Genomic DNA, 22,771 nt, shown 5'->3' with positions numbered 1-22,771 from the left:
GACAACTCATGGGATGGCGTCCCCGCCCACTTGTTCCGCGCGATTTCCATGCTAGGCTGGACGCACAGATGGGGATGGAGTCCCCCGACAACCGCCCGGTGGTCGATGACCGTAGTGGGCTGATGACTCCTGCTTGAGGTGGGGCAATTCTTTTGAGCCTCTGCCTTTGGCGGGAGCATGGCCGAACCCGCCGATGGCGGGTTTTTTGTTGCCTGAAGAAGACCAAGGAGAAGGTCGGGACGTGACGACGACGACACCGAATGCTGCGCGCGCCGGGCTGCCCAGGGGGATCTGGGTGCTCGGCTTCGTCTCGATGCTGATGGACGTCTCCTCAGAGATGATCCACGCGCTGCTGCCGGTCTATCTCGTCACCGTGCTCGGTGCCTCGACGCTGACCGTCGGCTTCATCGAAGGCATTGCGGAGGCGACGGCCTCGATCACGAAGATCTTCTCCGGTGCGCTATCGGACTGGCTCGGCCGCCGCAAGCTGCTCGCCGCGCTCGGCTATGGTCTGGCCGCCTTCACCAAGCCGCTGTTCCCGCTTGCGCCCAGCGTCGGATGGCTGGTGGCGGCGCGGTTCATCGACCGCGTCGGCAAGGGCATTCGCGGCGCGCCGCGCGATGCGCTGATCGCCGATATCTCGCCAGCGGGTCTGCGCGGCGCGAGCTTCGGCCTGCGGCAATCGCTCGACACCACCGGCGCGTTCGTCGGACCGCTTGCGGCAATCGGCCTGATGTGGTGGACGGCGGACAATTTTGCCGCCGTGTTCTGGGTGGCTGTGCTCCCAGCCTTCCTGTCCTTCGGACTTATTGCGTTTGCCGTGAGCGAGCCGGAGCCAGACCCGAACCGGGAGCCTGCCAAGAATCCGCTCAATCTCGCCGCGATGCGGCAACTCGGATCCGTATACTGGCTTGTCGTGGCGGTCGGCGTGGTCTTCACGCTCGCCCGCTTCAGCGAGGCCTTCCTGATCCTGCGCGCCCAAAATATCGGGCTCAATGCGATGTGGGTGCCGGCGGTGCTGGTGCTGATGAACATCGTCTATGCGCTCTCAGCCTATCCGGCCGGCGTGCTGTCGGACCGGATCAACCGGACCGGCCTGCTCGCGCTCGGCCTCGTCTTCCTCGCCGGTGCCGATCTTGCGCTCGCGTCGCTGCCGAGCCTTGCGGGGCTGGCGCTCGGCGTCGCGCTGTGGGGGCTGCATATGGGATTGACGCAAGGATTGCTCTCGGCCCTCGTCGCCGACGCCGCGCCGTCGAGCCTGCGCGGCACCGCGTTCGGCTATTTCAACCTGTTCTCCGGGCTCGCATCGCTGGCCGCGAGCGTGATCGCCGGTGCGCTGTGGGACGCCTATGGTCCGGCAGGCACGTTCCTGACGGGTCTCGGCTTCGCGCTGGTCGCGCTCGTGGGGCTGCTCGCTGTCGGCAACGGGTTGGCTGCGGAGAAAAAGTAATGACGGGGGACTCTTCATCGTGCTGAGCGGAGCGATCGCAATCGTGGTCGGCAGCGTGCTGGGCGGCTGTGCCCGCTATTTCGTCTCCGGCGCGGTCGCCCGGCGACTGGGCGAGACCTTTCCCTGGGGCACCATGAGCATCAACGTCAGCGGCGCCTTCCTGATCGGCATTTTTGGCGCGCTGGCGACCCACCCCGGCTCGATGTTCGCCTCGCCCACTCCTTGGCTGTTTGCGGTCACCGGATTCCTCGGCTGCTACACCACCGTCTCCTCCTTCAGCCTGCAAACGCTGACGCTGGCCCGTGGCGGCGAGCCGATGCACGCGCTGGGCAACGTCGTGTTCTCGGTCACGCTGTGCCTCACTGCCGTCACTTGCGGCTTCCTCCTCGCGGACACTCTTGGAGGCTAGAGGCAAATGAAGTCCCCCCTCCTCCGCCGAGCGCCGGCGCGTTGCGATGCTTTATGCATGGGTTGCCGCCGGCAGCACCATCGGCGGCCTGGCGCGCTATCTCGTCGGGCTCGCGCTCGACACCGGGCCGGGCTTTCCCTTCGCGACGCTGTTCATCAACGCGACCGGTTCGCTGATCATCGGCTTCTACGCGACGCTCACCGGCCCTGACGGCCGCATGCTAGCGCGGCCTGAGCACCGGCAGTTCGTCATGACCGGGTTCTGCGGCGGCTACACCACCTTCTCGACCTTCAGCCTCGAGACCTTCCGCCTGTTCCATGGCGGCATGAAATACACGGCGCTCGCCTATATCGCGGCGTCCGTCGTCTGCTGGCTGGTGTCGGTGTGGCTCGGCCATATGATGGCGAGCCGCTACAACCGCTTGGCAAGGAGCTGACCATGCAAATCCCCAATCAGGCAGTTTCGCTCCGGATCTTCATCGGCGAGAGCGACCATTTCGACGGCAAGCCGCTTTATGAAGCGATCGTGATGAAGGCGCGCGAACGGCACCTCGCCGGCGCCACCGTGCTGCGCGGGCCGATGGGATTCGGCAAGTCGAGCCGCCTGCACACCTCGAAAATCCTGCGACTGTCGGAAGACCTGCCGCTCTTGATCGAGATCGTCGACAGCGAGGACAACATCAACGCATTCCTGCCCATCCTGGATGGCATGATGTCGAGCGGACTGATCACCTTGGAGAAGGTGCAGGTCCTGCAATATGGTGCGAAGGCCGCGAGCTGATCGCTCCGGCAGGGAACCCGAGCCCGCCGTGTCCAGGAGGCGGAATGATCGACACCGTCACGACGCCGAAGACGCGGACCAAGACCAAGCTCGAGCGGCCACGGCTGCACAAGGTCATCCTGATCAACGACGACTATACGCCACGCGAATTCGTCACGATGATCCTCAAGGCCGAGTTCCGAATGACCGAGGATCAGGCCTACAAGGTGATGATTACCGCCCACAAGCTGGGCGCCTGCGTGGTCGCCGTGTTCACCAAGGACGTCGCCGAAACCAAGGCCACCCGCGCCACCGACGCCGGTCGCGCCAAGGGCTATCCGTTGCTGTTCACCACCGAGCCGGAGGAATAGGCCTTCATCCTGCAAATGATGAGTGATCTTGAGCTCATCGCGCGTCAGGCCATCACCACCGGCGTCTCCTCGGTCAGCCCATACACGCGCTGCGCCCGAGAGAAGCCCGCGATCGGAAATTCACCAAGTTCGCGCCAGCTGTGGCGGCAGGCGTTGGCGAAGACTTCCGAGACCACGACGGTTCGTCCCAACCGGCCTGCGATCTTCTCCAGCCGTGCTGCGAGGTTGACAGCGGGGCCGATGCAGGTGAAGTCGAGGCGGTTGCCGCCGCCGATATTGCCGTAGAGGATGTTGCCCACGTGGAGCGCTACGCCGAAGCGGAAGCGCTCGATGATGTTGCCTACCGGAAAGGCGAGCGCCTCGACGCTGGCGCGGGATTCGCGCGCGGCTTCGAGCACGCGCGTGCAGACATGCGCGGCATCGCCGACATATTCGTCGATCGGGAACACCGCGAGCAGGCCGTCGCCCATGAACTTCAGCACCTCGCCGCCATGGCCCCGGATCGCGGTGACCTGGCAGTCGAAATAATGGTTGAGGATCTTGACCACGGTCTCGGCCGGCAGCCGGTCCGACAGGGCGGTGAAGCCGCGCAGATCCGAGAGCCAGATCGCGGCCCGCATGGTGTCGTTGTGGCCGCGGCGGATCTGGCCGCCGAGGATGCGCTCGCCGGCGCGGTTGCCGACATAGGTGTCGAGCAGCATCGCGGCGGTGCGGCGCAGGCTGACGATCTCGGCGACGCGCGCAAGCGGCGCCACGATGGACCTGATCGCCGCGATGTCGTCGTCGCTGAAGCCGCCGGGATGCCGCGTGGTCCAGCTCGTGGCATGGTTTGAGCCATCGAGAAACGGCATCGGCACCGCGATGTAATCGGTCACGCCTTCGGCGCGCATGTCGTCAAGAAACGGAAACCGCTTGCTATCGGGATCGTCGATGCGGCCCCGAACTTCCAGGCCCTGCTCGAATACGATGCGAAGCGGGCTCCGGGCGAATTCCGGCGTGTCCAGGATATCGAAATCGACTGTGCCGATCTCGACCTCCTGGCCCTGCCGCCAGATGAAGTTACGGCCGAAGATTTCCGGATGCAGCGTGCGGATGAAAATGCCGAACCGCCACGGCGGCAGGCCGGCGGCGACCAGATGTTCGCAGACGTTCGCGATCATCTCGGCCGGGCTCGCCGAAGACCTCGCGCCGTCGATCAGCCAGTTGGTGACGCGCTGGAGCTCGGAGGTATCCATGCCCGCATTTGCGGACGAAGTTGTGGGATCGTCAAGTTGGGCGGAGCGCTAGCGCCCGACCTGTCCGCGGTCGCGCAGGAAGTGATCGGCCAGCACACAGGCCATCATGGCTTCGCCGACGGGAACGGCGCGGATGCCGACGCATGGGTCGTGGCGGCCCTTGGTAAAGATCTCGGTGTCGGCGCCTTTGCGATCGACTGTGAGACGCGGCTGGAGGATCGACGAGGTCGGCTTCACCGCGAAGCGCACCACCACCGGCTGTCCCGTCGAGATGCCGCCCAGGACGCCGCCGGCATGGTTGGACAGAAAGCGCGTGCCGTCATTGCCCGTGCGCATCTCGTCGGCGTTCTCTTCGCCGGTCAGTTCGGCCGCGCCGAAGCCAGCGCCGATCTCGACGCCCTTGACCGCGTTGATGGTCATCATCGCAGCCGCCAGATCGGAATCGAGCTTTGCGTAGATCGGCGCACCCAAGCCGGCCGGCACGCCCTCGGCGACTACCTCGATCACCGCGCCGATCGAGGAGCCGCTCTTGCGGATGCCGTCGAGATAGGTCTCGAAGAACGCGGCCTTGTCCTTGTCCGGACAGAAGAACGGATTCTTGGCGATCTCGTCCCAGTCCCACTTCTCACGGTCGATCTTGTGCGGGCCTATCTGCACCAGCGCACCGCGCACCCTGACGTCGGGCACCACCTTGCGCGCGATCGCACCGGCGGCAACGCGCATTGCCGTCTCGCGCGCCGAGGAGCGTCCGCCGCCGCGGTAGTCGCGCAGGCCGTACTTCGCCTCGTAGGTGAAGTCGGCATGGCCGGGGCGAAACTTGTCCTTGATGTCCGAATAGTCCTTGGAGCGCTGGTCGGTGTTTTCGATCAGGAGCCCGATCGGGGTGCCCGTCGTCACCTGCACGCCGGTCTCCGGATGCGCCATCACGCCGGAGAGGATCTTCACCTGGTCCGGCTCCTGGCGCTGCGTCGTGAACCGCGACTGGCCCGGCCGGCGACGATCGAGGTCCTGCTGGATGTCGGCCTCGGCGAGCGGGATCAGGGGCGGACAGCCGTCGACCACGCAGCCTATCGCGACCCCATGGCTCTCGCCAAAGGTGGTGACGCGGAACATATGGCCGAAGGTGTTGAAGGACATCGCTGCTCGCTGGCTCTGTTCCGGCGTGTGGTAACGCGCGGGGGGGCCGGGGGTCAAACCCGCCGCACGGTCATTGCAGAGCGGTGCGCCGGGTTAACTATGCTTCTCCAGCCGGCCGTCGCGGAACACATAGACGGCGCCCTGCTCGATATAGAGCTCGGCGGCACTGGCGGGGGTCTCGATACCCAAGGCCACCATCAGGGCCCGGCAGGTGCCGCCATGGGCAACCGCGACCGTATCGGTGAGGCGTGACTCATACCAGTCGAGCATGCGCGACTGCACGGCCGCATAGGTCTCGCCGCCCGTGGGCGCGACCGTCCATTTGTCAGTGAGGCGCCTGGCATAGACCTCGGGATCTGAGGCCTCGCTTTCGGCCAGGGTCAGCCCCTCCCAGACGCCGTAGCCGATCTCGCGCAGGCGATCGTCGAGCGAATAGTCGGCGACCGGCAATTCGAGCTTGCGGCGTGCAAGTTCCATGGTCTGGCGCGCGCGCCCAAGCGGGCTCGACACGTAGGGCAGCGCCGCCTTGTCCTTGCCGTCGCGCCTGAACAGATCGGCCAGAATGCCGGCGGCCTGCATGGCCTGGCCGCGGCCGCGCACATTCAGCGGGATGTCCTTGGTGCCCTGGAGCCGCCCGAGCGCATTCCACTCGGTCTCGCCGTGGCGAAGGAAGTAGATCGTGGACACGGGTAAAGGTTAGTCCTTGCCGCCGAGCGAGATGTCCGGCGCGTCCGGGCGCTTCATGCCCAGTACGTGGTAGCCGGAATCGACGTGATGCACCTCGCCGGTGACGCCGCGCGACAGGTCGGAAAGGAAATACAGCGCGCTGCCGCCAACGTCCTCCGTGGACACGTTGCGGCGCATCGGCGCGTTGTACTCGTTCCACTTCAGGATATAGCGGAAGTCGCCGATGCCGGAGGCGGCGAGCGTCTTGATCGGCCCCGCCGAGATGGCGTTGACGCGGATGTTCTTCTCACCGAGATCGGCGGCGAGATAACGCACGCTGGCTTCCAGCGCCGCCTTCGCCACGCCCATCACGTTGTAATGCGGCATCCACTTCTCGGCGCCGTAATAGCTGAGCGTGATGAGCGAGCCGCCGTCGGTCATCAGCTTCTCGGCGCGCTGCGCCACCGCCGTGAACGAATAGCAGGAGATCAGCATCGACTTGGTGAAATTCTCCTGCGTGGTGTCGACATAGCGGCCGTCGAGCTGCTCGCCATAGGCGATCGCGTGCACCAGGAAGTCGATCTTGCCCCACTTCTCCTTCAGCACCGCGAAGGCCGCGTCGATGGTCGCAGCGTCGGTGACGTCGCAATGGCCGAGCACGAGCCCGCCAATCTCGGCGGCGAGCGGCTCGACGCGCTTCTTCAGCGCATCGCCCTGATAGGTGAAGGCGAGCTCGGCGCCGGCTGCGTGGCATGCCTTCGCGATGCCCCAGGCGATCGAGCGGTTGTTGGCAACGCCGAGGATCACCCCACGCTTGCCCTGCATCAGACCTGAATTCTGCGCCATTTTGCTAACGTCCCGTCGAGCCTCGTTGAGGTCTGGAGGTACACCAGCCCTCCCTCGCGGTACAGTCCTAATACGCGGCGTTAACGCTGTTTCGAGGGCCGGAATAGCCGTTCCATTCGGGTGTTATGATGGTTGTGGCGCTCGCGCCGAACGGCAGGACATCAAAGACGGCATGAGTGCGTTTCGCCAGAGTGTGGAAGCCATGATCCCGGCGTTGCGCCGCTACGCCCGCGCGCTCACGCGCGATGCGGATGCGGCCGACGACCTGGTGCAGGATACGTTGGTGCGGGCGTTGCGTTCGGAGCGCCTTTTCCTCGGAGGTGACGTCAGGAGCTGGCTCTACACCATCCTCACCAACCTCAACAAGAACCGGCGGCGCTCGCTGGCAAGGCGGCCGCAATTCATGCAGCTCACGGAAAACAACCCGGATGCCAGCGGGACGGAAGCGGAAGGGCGCGACATCGAGAAGGCACTGGCGACGCTGGTCGAGGAGCAGCGTTCGGTGCTGCTGCTGGTGATGCTGGAAGGCATGAGCTACCGCGAGGTCGCCGACATCCAGGGCGTGCCGATCGGCACCGTAATGTCCCGTCTGGCGCGCGCCCGCGCCCACGTTAAAGCTTCGCTGGAGGGCGAGCGCCCCGCGCTCAGGCGGGTGAAATGATGGCAGGATTGATGCATCGCGCATGTCGCGCCCCCTGCGTGCAGAGGGAAACAGCGCAGTTGAACCGCGTAAGATATTTTGGGCCGCAGAGCCAGAGACGACCGATATGAACGACCACAGGATTTCAGTGACCGAGGACGAACTGCACGCCTATGTCGACGACGAGCTGCCGGCCGAGCGCCGCGCCGATGTCGAAGCGTGGCTTGCCGCCCACCCTGACGATGCCGAGCGCGTGCAGTCCTGGCGCGCCATGGCCGAGATGCTGCATGCCCGCTACGACGCCGTCGCCCAGGAATCGGTGCCGGCCCGGCTGGAGCTCGAACGGCTGGAGCGCCGCCCCCCGGCAATGGCTCTATGGCGCCGCCGCAGCTGTGCTGGTTGCCTTCCTCGCCGGCGGCACGGTCGGCTGGGTCGCGCATGGCGCGAAGGCCGTGCCATCGACCTTCCAGAGCTTCACGGAGGATGCACTCGACGCTCACCGCCTCTATGTCGTCGAGGTCCGCCACCCCGTCGAGGTGCCCGGCAATGAGCGCGACCATCTCCAGGCCTGGCTGACCAAGCGCTGCGGCTGGACCGTGTTCGCGCCGAACCTGGAAGCGAGCGGGCTGAAGCTCGTCGGCGGCCGGCTGCTGCCGGGGCCAAGCGGCCCGGCGTCGTTCCTGATGTATGAGGGGCCCTCGGGCGAGCGTTTCACGATCTACACCGCCAAGACCGAGAGCGGAGCGACCCAAATGCGCTATGCCAAGGCGGACAAGGACGGATCGCTGTTCTGGGCCGAGCGCGGCGTCGGCTATGTCGTCACCGGTGGCAATGACCGTGACCGGCTGACCAAGGTCGCACAGGCCGTCTACGACCAAACGGAGAAGAATGGCGGCTAGACAACCACGTGAGCGCGGCGCCTCGATTCCGACATCGAAAATTTGGAATCAAGACATGCGTGCGTCTCATTATCGCACCGGATGATCACGCGAAGATGAGCAGCGTTCGATCCGCCGATCGACACGCGGGCGGCCTCGATTGGGGTTTTTGGTACCGCGCTGGTCCCCCTCTCGAGGCCGCACCTTATTATCGGTTGCCCCGCCGGACAGCCGACACGTCGAGCACACGCCTTAGGCGGATGATGAGCATCATCTGCTGGGAGAATGCTCCGGACCTAGACCTTCGGATAACCCCTTCGGATTGCGATCTCGCCCTAACCACGCCCGCTACGTGGATTGTAGGGGTGTTGGTCCCGCCACTTTTCCATCAACGCCTCAAGCTCGGTGTCGTTCCCGTCCGGTAGCATGATCCTGATGGTGACGAAGAGATCGCCGGTTCCGCCAGCCTTCGGCAGGCCTTTGCCCTTGAGGCGGAATGTCCGGCCGCTGGAGGTATTTTTCGGGACCGACAGTTCCACAGCATTGCCGAGGGTGGGCACGCGAACCTTGCCGCCGAGCACAGCCTCATAGAGCGTGACCGGCAGGTCGATCCGCAGGTCGGCGCCCTCGATCTTGAAGAACGGGTGCGGCGCGATGCTGATGGTGATCAGGAGATCGCCGGGCGGGTGGCCCTGCGCGCTCTCGCCCTGCCCGCGCAGCCGAATCTGCTGACCCTCGGTGACGCCGGCCGGGATCTTGACGTTGAGCTCCTTGCCGTTCGGCAGCCGGACCCGCTTCTCGCCACCCTTGACCGACTCCTCCAGGGAGACGGACATGGCGACATTGACGTCGAGATCGAGCCCGATCCCGCCGGTATCGAATTCGAACTGGGCACCGCCGCCGGTCCCGGGCCGCGCGCCGCGCATCCCGCCGCCGAACATGCTGTTGAGGATGTCCTCGAACGCGCCGGCGCCCTGGCCGGCGCCTGCGCCCCCACTGCGGAACGTGTAGCTCTCGAACCCGCCGGGACCTGCGCGCCCACGCGGCCCGCCGCCACCCGGAAAGCCCTGGAAGCGCGGCTTGCCTTCGGCGTCGATCTCGCCCCGGTCGAACTGCTTGCGCTTGTCCTCGTCGCCGAGGATTTCGTTGGCCGAATTGATCTCGGCGAAGCGCTCGGCGGCCTTCGGGTCACCTTTATTGCTGTCGGGATGATGCTTCTTGGCAAGCTTGCGATAGGCGCTCTTGATCGCGGCAGCGTTGGCGCTCCGCGGCACCCCCAAGACCTCATAGGGGTCGCGCATCCGTCACGTCTCCTCTTGGGAAATCGGTATATTTAAAGGGCTCCCCGCCCCACCTGCGTCTCATGTGGGGGGGCGAGTGGTATTTTTGCAACTCGTCGGCCGGCTTGATTCCTAACTCCGCCACGGCTTTAGCGTATGAATCTCCCAACGGCCACGGCTGCTTTGGCAACCGGCGCCCTGGAGCCAGCTTTCGGTACTACCGTTGACATAGCTCGCCAGGAAGTCGCGGCACTTGCGGCCGTCCTCGGCGGCATAGGATTGCGCGATCGGCGTGACCGAGCCGCGCGCCCCGGTTTCCGGATTCTCCCAGTGCTGGCTGGAATCCTTGTCGCCCTTGCTGAGGACGTCGGAGGCGGCGTTGCGGGCGAAGGCGAGATCGGTCTCCGTCGGCGGGGCGCTCTTCGCCGGCCGCGTGATCGAGCCGGTGAGGTCACCGTCATCGGCCTTGGCATAGGCACTGGCGTCGTTGCGGGAAACGCTGCAACCGCCGGTGCCGAGCCCAATCAGAATCATCGTCATGACAAAGCCGGACGGCCGGATCGCCGATAGGCCAACGCGTCCCCATGCCCTATATAGGGCGGTAGCGGACAACAACGCGTTTTGGGCCGCGGGACGCAACTCGGACTCCAGACATGAGCGACACGACCTCGATGAAACACCAGACACCCTTAACATCCGGTGATTTCACCGCCGCCGACGAACCATTTGCGCTGTTCGAGGCCTGGCTGAACGAAGCGATCAAGAGCGAGCCGAACGATCCGAACGCCATGGCGCTCGCAACCGTCGATCCGGACGGGCTGCCGGATGTGCGCATGGTGCTGATGAAAGGCTTCGATACCGAGGGTTTCGTCTTCTACAGCCACATCGCCAGCCAGAAGGGCCGCGAACTCGCCGCAAATCCTAAGGCGGCGTTACTTTTTCACTGGAAGTCGCTGCGCCGTCAGGTTCGCATCCGCGGCAACGTGACGCCGGTGACCGATGCCGAAGCCGATGCCTATTTCGCTACCCGCCCCAAGCAGGCGCAGATCGGCGCCTGGGCGAGCAAGCAGTCCGAAGCGCTGGAAAGCCGCTTCGCCTTCGAGCAGGCGATCGCCAAGGTCGCCGCCAGATACGTCATCGGCGAGGTGCCGCGGCCGCCGGGCTGGAGTGGCTGGCGTATTACGCCGGTGCGCATCGAGTTCTGGCACGACCGCGCATTCCGCCTGCACGATCGCATCGAATTTCGTCGTGACGCGGCCGGCCAGCCGTGGTCCAAGACGCGGATGTACCCTTGAGCCATTCTTGAACCTTGGGGCGACCTGAAAGATGTCCATGCCGCATTCGTCCAACGTGCCGCGTCGCACGCTCCTTCTGACCGGAGCCAGCCGCGGCATCGGCCACGCCACCGTGATCCGCTTTTCCTCGGCGGGCTGGCGCGTCATCACCTGCTCGCGGCATCCCTTTCCGGAGGACTGCCCGTGGGACGCTGGCCCTGAGGACCACATCCAGGTCGACCTCGGCGATCCCCAGGACACTGCACGCGCGATCACCGAGATCCGCCGCAGGCTCGAAGGCGGCACGCTGCATGCGCTGGTCAACAACGCCGCGATCTCGCCGAAGGGGCCGGGCGGCGCGCGGCTCGGCTCGGTCGACACCGACCTCGACACCTGGACACACGTCTTCCACGTCAACTTCTTCGCGCCGATCATGATGGCGCGCGGGCTGATCGAAGAGTTGAAAGCGGCGAAGGGATCAGTCGTGAACGTCACCTCGATCGCGGGCTCGCGCGTGCATCCCTTCGCGGGCGCCGCCTACGCCACCTCGAAAGCCGCGCTCGCCGCGCTGACACGCGAGATGGCCTCCGACTTCGGCCGCGTCGGCGTGCGCGTCAACGCGATCGCGCCGGGCGAGATCGACACCTCGATCCTGTCGCCGGGCACCGAGAAGATCGTCGACCAGCAGATCCCGATGCACCGGCTCGGCACGCCCGACGAAGTTGCCAAGATCATCTACGTGCTGTGCACGGACACCTCGTCCTACGTCAATGGCGCCGAAATCCACATCAACGGCGGCCAGCACGTGTAAGCAGAAGACGTAAGGCGAAGGATGGGCCGGTTCGCGAGCATAGCATCACTTTACGAGCACTTGCGGCCGCCTTATCCGCCAGAATTCTTCCGTAGCGTCGCGCAAAGGCTCAGCCTCTGCGAACGAAACGCCTTGATCGACCTCGGCACCGGACCCGGACTGCTGGCGCTGGGCTTCGCCGGCTATGTCGGCCGCATCGTAGGCGTCGACCCTGAACCCGCAATGCTCGAGGCCGCGCGCCGCGCGGCTGCATCTGCAGGCCATGCGCTCACGCTGATCGAGGGCAAGGCAGAGACGCTCGCCCCTGACATCGGGACCTTCGACGTTGTGACGGTCGGGCGCGCCCTGCACTGGATGGATCGCGACCTGACGATCGCCCTGTTCGACCGGCTGGTCGCACGCGACGGCGCGATCGTGATCTGCGCCTCGTTTTCCGCCACCGACGGCCGCAACCCGTGGCTCGATGGTTACAATGAAGTCCGCCGCCGCTGGTCGCCGACCAGGCTCTGGGAGGAGGCCGGCAAGGGCACGCGGACCCATCGCGACCTTCCCGCGTTCTTTCGCGGCAGCTCGTTTCAGCCCACGGAACTCGTCACAACCGAGACCAGCCATCTGGTCAGCGTGCAGGACCTGGCGCAGCGCACGCTCACCTACTCGTCGTCCTCGCCGGATGCATTGGGCGACAGCGTCGAGGCGATGCTGCGTGATGTCGAAGCGCACCTCGCTTCGTTCAGCCACGATGGCGTCATCGCCGAGACCATTGTCTCGACGGCGCAGATCGTAAAACGCTAGTTGATTTGCAGAGGAGTGGAAGCAAGGCGATCCAGACAACGCCGCCGCAAGACCTGGATCGCCCGCCCTTCCCTCCGTCCCTCAATCGACTCGAATTCGACGCGACCGTTCGCGCAGCCGTGGAGCGGCCACGTTGATTGCAGTCGAGCAGTCGTCGTCGTTCTCGCCCTCGAGCAGCGGAGCACCACAGTGCCGGCACATCCGTGCCGACAACGACGGCGCCTTGCCGCTCGCCAGGACCTGACGATAGCTCGTCAGATCGATGACGTTGCGGAGCGTCGTTATGTGTTTTTCAACCATGGTTGTTCCTCGCGGCTAACCCGCTGCTTATCGCAGACAAGTTTCGCGCAAACGTTCAGCCCACCGCTCAAATTTTACCGGAGCAATTGGGGCGAAGCGTCCGCATCACCGCGCGGCCTCAATCCCGCTCTATTCTGCGACACCAACCACCGTGTCTCTGCGACCGGCGTAAGGTCTCGGTAGGTATCTTGCTAGAGTGCCATGGATCGTTACGAGCGTCAGGCTGTCGTTTTGAGCATGATCTCCACGCAAACGCATTCCGCGTTTGTCGCAAGGGAAAACCGCTTCGCACTTTGCGCCAACGCGGCCCTCCGAGGCCGGATCATGCTCTACAGCCACTTCTTCCACTTGAAGATCCAGTACGGGACGACGGCGGCGATCAGCATCATCACCAGCGCCATCGGATAGCCGTGGGCCCATTCGAGTTCCGGCATCGCCCTGAAGTTCATGCCGTAGATCGAGGCGATCAGCGTCGGCGGCATCAGGACAACAGCCATGACCGAAAACAGCTTGATGATGTTGTTCTGCTCGAGGTTCACGACACCGAGCATGGCGTCGAGCACGAAGGTGATCTTGTTGGAGAGATAAGAGGCATGGTCGGTCAGCGAGGCGACGTCGCGCTGCATGGTCTTGAGCTGCTCGCGCATGTCCTTCGACCACTTCACGCCCTCTACCACAGCGGAGAGGAAGGTGACGACGCGGCCGATCGAGACCAAGCTCTCGCGAACCTTCGAGGTCAAATCGCCCTTGCGACCAATTGAGATCAGGATCTGCGAATACTGCTTGGCGTGGCCATGGCGCTCGCTCTCGGGCTCGAAGATGTCGTGCGAGACCTGGTCGATCTCGGCACCGCAGCGCTCCAGAATGTCGGCGCAGCGGTCGATCACGGCGTCCAACAGCTCCATCAGCACCATCTCGCCGGTAATGGACGGCGTGCAGGAGCGGGCGAGCTTGGCCTCGACCAGGGCGAACGGCTTCGGCAGGTCGTAGCGCACCGTCACCAGGCGGTGGTCGCCGAGGATGAAGGTTACCGCCGTGGTCCGGGGCATGTCGGTATCGGAGTGGCACATCAGCGTCGCGGTCATGTAGCGCGCGCTGTTCTCGATATAGAGGCGGCTGGAGATCTCGATCTCCTGCATGTCTTCCCGGGTCGGGATGGCGATGCTCGCCAGCCGCTCCACCGCCTTATCCTCGGCCGCGGTCGGGTTGACCAGGTCGATCCAGACCGCATGCTCCGGCACGGCCCCGAGATCGTCGATAACCGCCTTCTTGAGGGAGCCCTCGGAGGGAAGGAAGACAGAAAACATGCACAACTCCAGGAGGGGGCCTGCGGCAGAATGACAGCCCTTAGCGCGATTCTGACAAGTTCACGATGACAAGCTCATTAACGGCGCGCGTGCATTTGTGGCGGTACCGTGGCATGGAATCGACAGTTCGGCATCCTTTGCCCCAGAATCAGCCCAAGGCCGCAAAACTTGCGGCAAAAAAGCCACAGCTTGGGTCTCGCAGCGCGGGAAAAGGTCCGAAACGCTGGAATTGTGGCAGATTTCCACGATAATAACCTCCACGGAGTCGTGGTTTTTGGGCCTGGCTCGGCCCTACGAACGCTTGTTGTTGTCGATTGGAACCAAATCATGTCGTCGCTGAAAGTTACGCTGGGTATTTTGGCCGCTGGCCTGATGCTGTCGGGCTGCATGCAGGCCACACATTTTGAGGCGACCGACACCAAGGCCTTCAAGCAGAAGGACAAGGAACTCCTCGCCAAGGTACGGTATGAGAATACCCCGGTTGCGGAACCGTTCCGCCGCGCCATCGTCGAGTACCACCGCAAGGAATCGCCGGGCTCGATCGTGGTCGATTCCGACAACCACTATCTCTACTACGTGCTGGATGGCGGCAAGGCGATCCGCTACGGCATCACCGTCGGCGAAGAAGCCATGGCATGGTCCGGCATCGCCAAGGTCGGCAGCATGACCGAATGGCCGGCCTGGCATCCGACCCCGGGCGAGATCTCGCGCCTGGGTGTGCCGACCTATGTCGCGCCCGGTCCGGACAATCCGATGGGCTCCCGCGCGATGTATCTCTACTCCGGTGGCAAGGACACGCTGTTCCGCATCCACGGCACCAACCAGCCGGAATATATCGGCGCCTCGATCTCGTCGGGCTGCATCCGCCTGACCAACGAGGACGCAATCGACCTCTATAACCGCGTCAAGGTCGGTACCATCGTCGTGGTGCTCGAGCCGAAGCATGGCGACTCGCCCTACAATTCGCGCCTCGCGCTCCAGGGCGGCGGTTCCGGTACTTCTTACTAAGCGATCTTGCCTGCGGCTTTGGAAAAGCGCCGGTTTCACCGGCGCTTTTTTTGTTGCCGGCTTGCGTGGCTGTGCTTTGTTGCCGTCGACCGCCGACTTGTCCGCGGGCGCAGAGGATTTCTCCGCCGCCTCGTCATCGACTCCATCCTTTGCTTCAGGCTTGGCCGCGACCTCGCGAGGTGGCGCCTCCTCGGGCCGTTCCACGGGCAGAAGCGGGGCGACTTGCGGCAGAGGATCCCAGACGTTCCACTGGCAGATCCGGTAGTCGTTGCGCCGCTGCGCCAGATCGAGATGGATATGGTCCTCGTGATTCCAGTCCGAGCCGGGACCGAGCACGGTGGAGAAGCGCGAGCAGACCGAATGCAGCACCCGCTCGCGCACGTCGCGGGACATGGTGCGGTCGGTCAGGCCGATCGACTGCCCGTTGGCGAGCTTGATGGCCCGGATGTCGATGGCGTTGGCCTTGCCGTGCTCGGACAGCAAGGCGCCAACAATGCGGTTGCGACCGCGGCACTCGAAGGAATCGAAATTGTCGAGATCGCTGATGGTCGAGCCGAGGCGCGCGGCCAGCGGCACCATGTCCTTGCGCACCCAGTCCGCGATGGCGGACGCCATGGTGCAGCGAAGGATCGCCGCCGGCTTGACCGCCACCTTGCGCTTGTCCGGCAACACGATGGCTTCGAGCCGCACCAGATCCTCGCCACCGCAGCCACCGGAGCCGCGGATATCGGGGATCGAGGGCGCGATTGCGATATCGTCGGTCAACGCGAGCCGGCAGGCCGAGGCCTGTTTCTCGGGCGGCGGTGCAGCCTCAGCCGGCTTTCCGGCGCCAGGCTTGTCCGGCGAAGGCTTGTCGGGGGATGGCTTGCCGCCGGCCTCCGGCGCGAGCTCGACAGATGCTTTGGGGGCCTCCTCGGGGCGTGGTTTCGGTATGGGGACTTTGGGTAAGGGGGTCTTGGGTAAGGCGGCCTTGACCGAATAAACCGCCGCGCGCGGCCGTGGCGTACCAATCCCGAAAATATCCAGCGGCGGAGCATATTTTCTCGCCTCCGCCCGCTCGGCGAGCACAAGTGAGAGCCCGAGCGCAACGGTAACCATTGCCGCACCGGCGGACATATTGCCGCGATAAGACCATTTGCGGCGAAAGTCCGGCAGGCTAAAACTCATGATAATTCTTTGGCCTTGCGCCGAGAGCAACAACGCCCACAGCGGCTTCTTGGAGGAACGTCTGAATGCTTGGTTTGATGCAAGACTGGCCCCTGCTCTGCCACCGGATCATCGAACACGCCGCGAAGATTCATGGCAAGCAGGAGGTTGTCACGCGATCGGTCGAGGGACCGATCCATCGCACCACTTACGCCGAAATCCACAAGCGCGCGCTCAAGGTCTCGCAGGTGCTGGAGCGCGACGGCATCAAGTTCGGCGACCGCGTCGCCACAATCGCCTGGAACACCTGGCGCCACCTCGAAGTCTGGTACGGCATCATGGGGATCGGCGCCATCTGCCATACCGTCAATCCCCGGCTTTTCCCCGAGCAGATCGCCTGGATCATCAACCATGCGCAGGACCGCATCGTGATGACCGACATCACCTTCGTTCCGGTCTTGGAGAAGATCGCCGACAAGCTGGGAAGCGTGGAACGCTACGTCGTGCTCACTGACAAGGCGCACATGCCGCAGACCACGCTGAAGAATGCGGTCGCCTACGAGAACTGGATCGCGGAGGCCGACGGCAAATTCAAATGGAAGGACTTTGACGAGAACACGGCTGCCGCGATGTGCTACACCTCCGGCACCACGGGCGATCCGAAGGGCGTGCTGTATTCGCATCGCTCCAACGTGCTGCACGCGCTGATGGCGAACAATGTCGACGCGCTCGGCACCAGCGCGTCCGAGACGATGCTGCCGGTGGTTCCGCTGTTCCATGCCAATAGCTGGGGCATTGCCTTCTCCGCGCCATCGCAGGGCACCAAGCTGGTCATGCCCGGCGCCAAGCTCGACGGCGCCTCGGTCTACGAACTGCTCTCGACCGAGAAGGTGACCCACACCGCGGGCGTGCCCACGGTGTGGCTGATGCTGCTCCAGCACATGGCCGCCAATAATCTGAAACTGCCGGACCTGAAGATGGTGATCTGCGGCGGCTCGGCGATGCCGCGCTCGATGATCCAGGCCTTCCTCGATATGGGCTCGAACGTCCGCCACGCCTGGGGCATGACCGAGATGAGCCCGATCGGCAGTGTCGCGGCGCTGAAGCCGCCGTTCCAGAATGCGACCGGCGATGCGCGGCTCGACGTGCTGCAGATGCAGGGTTATGCGCCCTTCGCCGTGCAGATGAAGATCACCGACGATGCCGGCAAGGAGCTGCCCTGGGACGGCAAGACCTTCGGCCGCCTCAAGGTCTCCGGCCCCGCCGTCGCCAGGGCCTATTACCGTATCGACACCAACATCCTCGACGAGGACGGCTTCTTCGACACCGGCGACGTCTCGACCATCGACGAGGACGGCTACATGCGGATCACGGACCGCTCCAAGGACGTGATCAAGTCCGGCGGCGAGTGGATCTCCTCGATCGACCTCGAAAACCTCGCGGTCGGCCATCCAGCCGTGGCGGAAGCCGCCGTGATTGGCGTGTTCCACCCCAAATGGGACGAGCGGCCGCTTTTGATCGTGCAGCTCAAGCAGGGCCAGCAGGCGAGCCGCGAGGACATCCTGCAATACATGGACGGCAAGATCGCCAAATGGTGGATGCCTGACGACGTCGCTTTCGTCGAGGGCATCCCGCATACGGCGACCGGCAAGATCCTGAAGACGGCGCTGCGCGACCAGTTCAAGGATTACCGCTTCCCGAACGCTGCGGCGTAGCGGGCCAAGCCCACACTGTCATTCCGGGACGGTCCGCACGGACAGACCCGGAATCCCAGGATTCCGGGTTCGCCCTTCGGGCGCCCCGGAATGACGGACAGGAACGGTCCGGTCTCCCTTGAATTTGCCGCCGGGGCGTGGTCTCAACGACCCATCGTCGCGCCAAATCGGCCGGCACCGCCCCAAGACCCCGGCAGAGCTCACCCGATGGCCCGCAGGTTTTCTGCTCCCTATCAGTCGGAGCCCGTGTCCAGCCTCGCGAGCTGGGCGCGCAATCTGGCTGTGTTCGCGGTGGTGGCGGTGCTGGTGTCGATCCTCATCGTCCGCTTCGGCTTCCTCGAGATGAAGCCGGCGCTCGCGACCTTCTTCGGCGGGCTCGCGATCGCCGGGCTCTCGTTCCTGTTCGGGCTCGCCGGCTTTGCCGCGATCTGGCAGAACGGCTCGCGCGGGATGGGGCGCATCCTGCTCGCCTTCCTGATCAACGCAGCGATCCTCGCCTACCCCGCCTATCTCGCCCTGCAATACCGCAAGCTGCCGGCGATCCACGACGTCACGACCGATCCGATCGATCCGCCGCGGTTCGATGCGCTGGCGCGTCTGCGCACCGGCGAGGGTACCAATACAGCTGTTTATGCCGGCCTCTATTCGGCCGAGCAGCAGCGTCAGTTTTATCCTGAGATCGAGCCGATCGAGCTCGAGATCCCCGCGGAGCGCGCCTATGCGGTCGCGCTCCAGCTCGTCAACAAGCGGAAATGGCTCGTCATCGACGAGCGCGCACCGCAGCCGCCGCGCCGCATCGGCCGCATCGAGGCGGTGGCGCGCACGCCGATCATGGGCTTCCGCGAGGACGTCTCGATACGAGTCGTTCCCGACGGCGACGATTCCCGCGTCGATATCCGCTCCGCCTCGCGCTATTTCGAGAGCGACCTCGGCAGCAACGCCGCGCGCGTCACCAAGTTCATCGACGATCTCAATACCGCTGCCGATGCCGACGCGCTGAAGCCGGTGAAGAAAACGCCGGTGACACCACCGAAGGCACCGGCGAAGACGGTGAAGAAATAGTCCCGCTGTCCTTCCGGGGTGCACAACAGCGCGCGCTATGATGCGCAATTGCGCCTCTGAGAATTCATTCATCAACGAACGCTGCGGCCCGATGGATTCCGGGCTCGATGCTCCGCATCGCCCCGGAATGACGAGAGGCTAGCCGTTCGCCATTCGGTACGTCCCCGTGACCACGGGATCGCCCTCTGTCGCCACGACGCCGCGGGCGACCAGATCCTCCAGATGCGCCAGCACGGAATAGCCGGCGGCCGTCGTCAGGCGTGGATCGATGCCGATATAGATCGCACGCACCATGGTCGGGATGTCGGCCTCGCCCTTGGCCAGACGATGCAGAATCGAGGCCTCGCGCGCCTTGCGGTGGCGGATCAGGAAGCGCACGAAGCGCTGGCCGTCCGGGATTTCAGGGCCGTGGCCGGAGAAATAGAGATCCTCCTCGCGCGCGGCGAGGCGATCCAGCGACTCCATGTAGTCGATCATCGAGCCGTCGGGCGGCGCCACGATCGACGTCGACCAACCCATCACGTGGTCCCCGACGAAATTGAATTTTCGCTCCCGCCAGGCAAACGCGAGATGGTTGGCGGTGTGCCCCGGCGTCGCCACGGCCTCGAGCCGCCAGCCCGCTCCTTCGACGACGTCGCCGTGGGCGATCCTGACATCGGGCGCGAAATCGCGGTCGGCGCCGGATTCCGGATTGTGCTTCTCGCTCTCGAAGCGCGGGCGCGAAGCGCGGTGCGGGCCTTCGGCATAGACCGGCGCGCCGGTCGCCTGCTTGATCCGCGCGGTGTTCGGCGAATGATCGCGGTGGGTGTGGGTCACGAAGATATGGCTCACCGTCTCGCCGCGCACCGCGTCGAGCAGCGCCGCCGCATGCGCTTCGTCGTCCGGGCCGGGATCTATAATCGCGACGTTGCCCTTGCCGACGATGTAGCTGACCGTGCCGGTGAAAGTGAACGGGCTTGGATTGTTACAGAGCACACGCCGCACGCCGGGGCGCACTTCCTCGACGACGCCGGGCTGCAGCGGAAAGGTGCGGTTGAACGGGACGTCGTCGTTGTCGGACATGGCTTGCTCATACCTTCCTGACTTCGTCATGCCCGGCCTTGTGCCGGGCATCCACGTTCCAGTTACGGGCCAAGACGTGGATGGCCGGGACAAGCCCGGCCATGACGCAATTGGAGAGCCGACGGTGCTTCACGTCGACAGGCGCTTGATCAGAAGAACGCCTGGATACCCGTGATCGCGCGGCCGAGGATCAGCGCGTGGACGTCGTGGGTGCCCTCGTAGGTGTTGACCGTCTCGAGGTTATGGACGTGGCGCATCACGTGGTATTCGATCGAGATGCCGTTGCCGCCGTGCATGTCGCGCGCCTGGCGGGCGATGTCGAGCGCCTTGCCGCAATTGTTGCGCTTGACGATCGAGATCATCTCGGGGGCGAACTTGCCCTCGTCCATCAGGCGGCCGACGCGCAATGAACCCTGCAGACCCAGCGCGATCTCGGTCTCCATGTCGGCGAGCTTCTTTTGCACGAGCTGGGTCGCGGCAAGCGGCTTGCCGAACTGCTTGCGGTCGAGCGCGTACTGGCGGGCGCGGTGCATGCAGTCTTCGGCCGCGCCAAGGGCGCCCCAGGAAATGCCGTAGCGGGCGCGGTTGAGGCAGCCGAACGGGCCCTTGAGGCCGGAGACGTTGGGCAGCAGGGCGTCTTCCGGAACCACGACGCCGTCCATCACGACCTCGCCGGTGATTGAGGCGCGAAGCGACAGCTTGCCGCCGATCTTCGGCGCGGACAGGCCCTTCATGCCCTTCTCCAGCACGAAGCCGCGGATCTGGTTGTCGTGCGCGGCCGACTTTGCCCAGACCACGAAGACGTCGGCGATCGGCGCGTTCGAGATCCACATCTTGCTGCCGGTCAGGCGATAGCCGTCGGAGACTTTCTCGGCGCGGGTTTTCATGCCGGCCGGATCGGAGCCGGCGTCGGGCTCGGTCAGGCCGAAGCAGCCGACCCACTCGCCGCTGGCGAGCTTGGGCAGGTACTTCTTGCGCTGGTTCTCGTCGCCATAGGCGTAGATCGGGTACATCACCAGCGAGGACTGCACCGAGTTCATCGAGCGGTAGCCGGAATCGACCCGCTCGATCTCGCGCGCGACGAGGCCATAGGCGACGTAGCTCGCATTGGCGCAGCCATACTCCTCGGGCAGCGTGATGCCGATCAGGCCGAGCTCGCCCATCTCGTTGAAGATCTCGCGATCGGTCTTCTCTTCAAGATAGGCCTTGGAGACGCGCGGCAGCAGCTTGTCCTGGGCGTAGGCCCGGGCGGTGTCGCGCACCATGCGCTCGTCTTCGGTGAGCTGCTCGTCGAGCAGGAACGGATCGTCCCATTGGAAAGAAGCCGCAGTCGGCTTGTCCTTGGCCTGAGGGCGCACGCTCATGAAACGTCCTTTCGCGTCTGGTTCCGTCTAAAAATTGCCCGACAAATTAAAGCGCCGGGGCAACAAGTGCAATTGCGTTGCAGATGTACGGGTCTGCGTGAATCCCGGGGATGCGCATCGCGCCCCCGAGATGACAGCGCTAGCTCTCAAGCTGCTCGTTGGCGACGATCTCGATGCCGAAGCCCGACAGGCCCTTGTAGTCGTGCACCGACGAGGTGAGATGGCGGATCGAGGTGACGCCGAGATCGCGCAAAATCTGCGCACCGACGCCGACCTCGCGCCACTGACGGTTGCGGTCGGCCTCGGTCGCTGTCTCATCCGGCAGCGGCGACACGGGAACGCCGGCCGCGCCGTCACGCAGATAAACCAGCACACCGCGGCCGGACTTCTTGAAGTGCTCGAGCACGACCGCCATGCGCTTGTGGCCGGTAAAGGTGTCCTTGACGATGTTCGGCTTGTGGAAGCGCGTCAGCACGTTCTTGCCATCGCCGACGCCGTTATAGACGAAGGCGACGTGGGCGATGGAATCGAACGGCGAGCGGTAGGCATAGCCCTGAAGCGGCCCGATCGGGCTTTCGGTCGTGAAGGTCGAGACCCGCTCGATCAGTTTTTCGCGCGCCTGGCGATAGGCGATCATGTCCGCGATAGTGACATGCTTCAGCTTGTGCTGGGCAGCGAAGCGGGCGACCTGCTCGCCCTTCATCACGCTGCCGTCGTCGTTCATCAATTCGCTGATGACGCCGACTGGCGGCAGGCCTGAGAGCTTGCAGAGGTCGACGGCGGCCTCGGTATGGCCGGAGCGCAGAAGCACGCCGCCATCCTTGGCGATCAGCGGGAAGATGTGACCGGGCCGGGCGAAGTCGTTGGCGCCGACATTGGGGTTGGACAGCGCGCGGCAGCACGAGGCGCGCTCCTCCGCGGAAATGCCGGTGCCGCCATCGGGCTTGTAATCAATCGAGACCGTGAACGCGGTGGTGTGCGCGGAATCGTTGTGCGCGACCATCGGATCGAGCCGCAGGCGGCGCGCGTCCTCTGTCGTCACCGGCGCGCAGACGATGCCGGAGGTGTGGCGGATGATGAAGGCCATTTTCTCCGCGGTGCAGAGCGAGGCGGCGACGATCAGATCGCCCTCTCCCTCGCGGTCCTCGTCGTCGGTGACGACCACGAGCTCACCCCGGGCGAAGGCCTGCAAGACTTCCTGAACGCTATCGGGCATTTCCCAATCTCTATCGGTTATGAGCCGGAGGCTTAGCCGGACT

General features: G+C 64.7%; 23 protein-coding genes, 2 pseudogenes and 1 riboswitch. Of the genes and pseudogenes, 13 read left to right on the top strand and 12 right to left on the bottom strand.

Going from position 1 to position 22,771, the window contains the following annotated elements; translation table 11 throughout:
• Positions 1 to 61 precede the first annotated feature (61 nt).
• Positions 62 to 139, top strand: a riboswitch (Fluoride riboswitch).
• Between the two features lie 102 nt (positions 140 to 241).
• From AC629_RS20300 to clpS, 5 genes are read left to right on the top strand one after another with little or no spacing between them, the layout of a single operon-like run.
• Complete coding sequence (locus AC629_RS20300; protein WP_143199288.1) at positions 242 to 1,450, top strand: MFS transporter; 1,209 nt, start codon at positions 242 to 244, stop codon at positions 1,448 to 1,450.
• Positions 1,451 to 1,469: 19 nt separating this feature from the next.
• Complete coding sequence (gene crcB, locus AC629_RS20295) at positions 1,470 to 1,859, top strand: fluoride efflux transporter CrcB (RefSeq protein ID WP_084806781.1); 390 nt, start codon at positions 1,470 to 1,472, stop codon at positions 1,857 to 1,859.
• A gap of 46 nt (positions 1,860 to 1,905) precedes the next feature.
• A complete protein-coding gene (gene crcB / locus AC629_RS20290; protein ID WP_084806780.1) occupies positions 1,906 to 2,295 on the top strand; it encodes a fluoride efflux transporter CrcB in 390 nt (129 codons plus the stop codon).
• Positions 2,296 to 2,297: 2 nt separating this feature from the next.
• Complete coding sequence (locus tag AC629_RS20285; RefSeq protein WP_074117721.1) at positions 2,298 to 2,639, top strand: DUF190 domain-containing protein; 342 nt, start codon at positions 2,298 to 2,300, stop codon at positions 2,637 to 2,639.
• A 44-nt stretch (positions 2,640 to 2,683) separates the two neighbouring features.
• Positions 2,684 to 2,989: an ATP-dependent Clp protease adapter ClpS gene (gene clpS, locus AC629_RS20280; protein ID WP_084806779.1), complete on the top strand. Its 306-nt coding sequence runs from the start codon at positions 2,684 to 2,686 to the stop codon at positions 2,987 to 2,989.
• Positions 2,990 to 3,033: 44 nt separating this feature from the next.
• Here the strand turns inward: clpS and AC629_RS20275 are convergent, their stop codons facing one another.
• The 4 genes from AC629_RS20275 to fabI form a co-directional block, all read right to left on the bottom strand.
• Positions 3,034 to 4,224, bottom strand: a complete 1,191-nt coding sequence (locus tag AC629_RS20275; protein ID WP_084806778.1) for an adenylate/guanylate cyclase domain-containing protein — start codon at positions 4,222 to 4,224, stop codon at positions 3,034 to 3,036.
• 48 nt (positions 4,225 to 4,272) lie between these two features.
• On the bottom strand, positions 4,273 to 5,361 hold the full coding sequence (gene aroC / locus AC629_RS20270; RefSeq protein ID WP_084806777.1) for a chorismate synthase: 1,089 nt from the start codon (positions 5,359 to 5,361) through the stop codon (positions 4,273 to 4,275).
• Between the two features lie 93 nt (positions 5,362 to 5,454).
• Positions 5,455 to 6,048, bottom strand: coding sequence for a histidine phosphatase family protein (locus tag AC629_RS20265; protein ID WP_084806776.1), 594 nt, complete (start codon positions 6,046 to 6,048; stop codon positions 5,455 to 5,457).
• Between the two features lie 9 nt (positions 6,049 to 6,057).
• Positions 6,058 to 6,873 carry an enoyl-ACP reductase FabI gene (fabI, locus tag AC629_RS20260; RefSeq protein ID WP_074117716.1) on the bottom strand — a complete coding sequence of 272 codons (816 nt, stop codon included), beginning with the start codon at positions 6,871 to 6,873 and terminating at the stop codon, positions 6,058 to 6,060.
• 172 nt (positions 6,874 to 7,045) lie between these two features.
• On the opposite strand from fabI, the gene AC629_RS20255 reads away from it, so the two are divergent.
• A complete protein-coding gene (locus AC629_RS20255) occupies positions 7,046 to 7,534 on the top strand; it encodes a sigma-70 family RNA polymerase sigma factor (protein WP_011085414.1) in 489 nt (162 codons plus the stop codon).
• A 106-nt stretch (positions 7,535 to 7,640) separates the two neighbouring features.
• A pseudogene (locus AC629_RS20250) lies at positions 7,641 to 8,412 on the top strand (anti-sigma factor family protein).
• 314 nt (positions 8,413 to 8,726) lie between these two features.
• Here the strand turns inward: AC629_RS20250 and AC629_RS20245 are convergent.
• Together AC629_RS20245 and AC629_RS20240 are read right to left on the bottom strand one after the other, a co-directional pair.
• Positions 8,727 to 9,692 carry a DnaJ C-terminal domain-containing protein gene (locus AC629_RS20245; RefSeq protein WP_084806775.1) on the bottom strand — a complete coding sequence of 322 codons (966 nt, stop codon included), beginning with the start codon at positions 9,690 to 9,692 and terminating at the stop codon, positions 8,727 to 8,729.
• A gap of 111 nt (positions 9,693 to 9,803) precedes the next feature.
• Positions 9,804 to 10,211: an RT0821/Lpp0805 family surface protein gene (locus tag AC629_RS20240; protein ID WP_084806774.1), complete on the bottom strand. Its 408-nt coding sequence runs from the start codon at positions 10,209 to 10,211 to the stop codon at positions 9,804 to 9,806.
• Positions 10,212 to 10,324: 113 nt separating this feature from the next.
• Here AC629_RS20240 and pdxH point away from each other — a divergent pair, with 113 nt between their 5' ends.
• The 3 genes from pdxH (at position 10,325) to AC629_RS20225 (ending at position 12,548) form a co-directional block, all read left to right on the top strand.
• Positions 10,325 to 10,966, top strand: a complete 642-nt coding sequence (pdxH, locus tag AC629_RS20235) for a pyridoxamine 5'-phosphate oxidase (protein ID WP_074117712.1) — start codon at positions 10,325 to 10,327, stop codon at positions 10,964 to 10,966.
• Between the two features lie 37 nt (positions 10,967 to 11,003).
• A complete protein-coding gene (locus tag AC629_RS20230; RefSeq protein WP_084806803.1) occupies positions 11,004 to 11,756 on the top strand; it encodes an SDR family NAD(P)-dependent oxidoreductase in 753 nt (250 codons plus the stop codon).
• A 132-nt stretch (positions 11,757 to 11,888) separates the two neighbouring features.
• A complete protein-coding gene (locus AC629_RS20225; protein WP_245331929.1) occupies positions 11,889 to 12,548 on the top strand; it encodes a class I SAM-dependent methyltransferase in 660 nt (219 codons plus the stop codon).
• A gap of 81 nt (positions 12,549 to 12,629) precedes the next feature.
• Here the strand turns inward: AC629_RS20225 and AC629_RS20220 are convergent, their stop codons facing one another.
• Complete coding sequence (locus AC629_RS20220; protein WP_084806772.1) at positions 12,630 to 12,848, bottom strand: hypothetical protein; 219 nt, start codon at positions 12,846 to 12,848, stop codon at positions 12,630 to 12,632.
• Between the two features lie 329 nt (positions 12,849 to 13,177).
• Positions 13,178 to 14,155: a magnesium transporter CorA family protein gene (locus AC629_RS20215; RefSeq protein ID WP_084806771.1), complete on the bottom strand. Its 978-nt coding sequence runs from the start codon at positions 14,153 to 14,155 to the stop codon at positions 13,178 to 13,180.
• A gap of 327 nt (positions 14,156 to 14,482) precedes the next feature.
• Here AC629_RS20215 and AC629_RS20210 point away from each other — a divergent pair, with 327 nt between their 5' ends.
• Positions 14,483 to 15,163: a L,D-transpeptidase gene (locus tag AC629_RS20210; RefSeq protein ID WP_074117708.1), complete on the top strand. Its 681-nt coding sequence runs from the start codon at positions 14,483 to 14,485 to the stop codon at positions 15,161 to 15,163.
• Positions 15,164 to 15,208: 45 nt separating this feature from the next.
• On the opposite strand, the pseudogene AC629_RS20205 reads toward AC629_RS20210, so the two are convergent.
• Positions 15,209 to 16,330 (bottom strand): annotated as a pseudogene (locus AC629_RS20205) (extensin family protein); the annotation flags it as partial.
• A gap of 65 nt (positions 16,331 to 16,395) precedes the next feature.
• Between AC629_RS20205 and AC629_RS20200 the strand changes: the two are divergent.
• Both AC629_RS20200 and AC629_RS20195 read left to right on the top strand, forming a co-directional pair.
• Positions 16,396 to 18,024: a fatty-acid--CoA ligase gene (locus AC629_RS20200; RefSeq protein ID WP_084806770.1), complete on the top strand. Its 1,629-nt coding sequence runs from the start codon at positions 16,396 to 16,398 to the stop codon at positions 18,022 to 18,024.
• Between the two features lie 207 nt (positions 18,025 to 18,231).
• Positions 18,232 to 19,086, top strand: coding sequence for a DUF1499 domain-containing protein (locus AC629_RS20195; RefSeq protein ID WP_084806769.1), 855 nt, complete (start codon positions 18,232 to 18,234; stop codon positions 19,084 to 19,086).
• Positions 19,087 to 19,224: 138 nt separating this feature from the next.
• On the opposite strand, the gene AC629_RS20190 is transcribed toward AC629_RS20195, so the two are convergent.
• The 3 genes from AC629_RS20190 to ribB form a co-directional block, all read right to left on the bottom strand.
• Positions 19,225 to 20,148 carry an MBL fold metallo-hydrolase gene (locus AC629_RS20190; protein ID WP_084806768.1) on the bottom strand — a complete coding sequence of 308 codons (924 nt, stop codon included), beginning with the start codon at positions 20,146 to 20,148 and terminating at the stop codon, positions 19,225 to 19,227.
• Positions 20,149 to 20,297: 149 nt separating this feature from the next.
• Complete coding sequence (locus AC629_RS20185) at positions 20,298 to 21,512, bottom strand: acyl-CoA dehydrogenase (RefSeq protein WP_084806767.1); 1,215 nt, start codon at positions 21,510 to 21,512, stop codon at positions 20,298 to 20,300.
• Between the two features lie 139 nt (positions 21,513 to 21,651).
• Positions 21,652 to 22,728 (bottom strand): 3,4-dihydroxy-2-butanone-4-phosphate synthase, encoded by a 1,077-nt coding sequence (gene ribB / locus AC629_RS20180; RefSeq protein ID WP_084806766.1) that lies wholly within the window; start codon positions 22,726 to 22,728, stop codon positions 21,652 to 21,654.
• Positions 22,729 to 22,771 lie beyond the last annotated feature (43 nt).

This window comes from Bradyrhizobium sp. NAS80.1, assembly GCF_001908205.1.
GTDB lineage: Bacteria > Pseudomonadota > Alphaproteobacteria > Rhizobiales > Xanthobacteraceae > Bradyrhizobium.
This window is presented reverse-complemented; position numbering and strand designations above follow the sequence as displayed.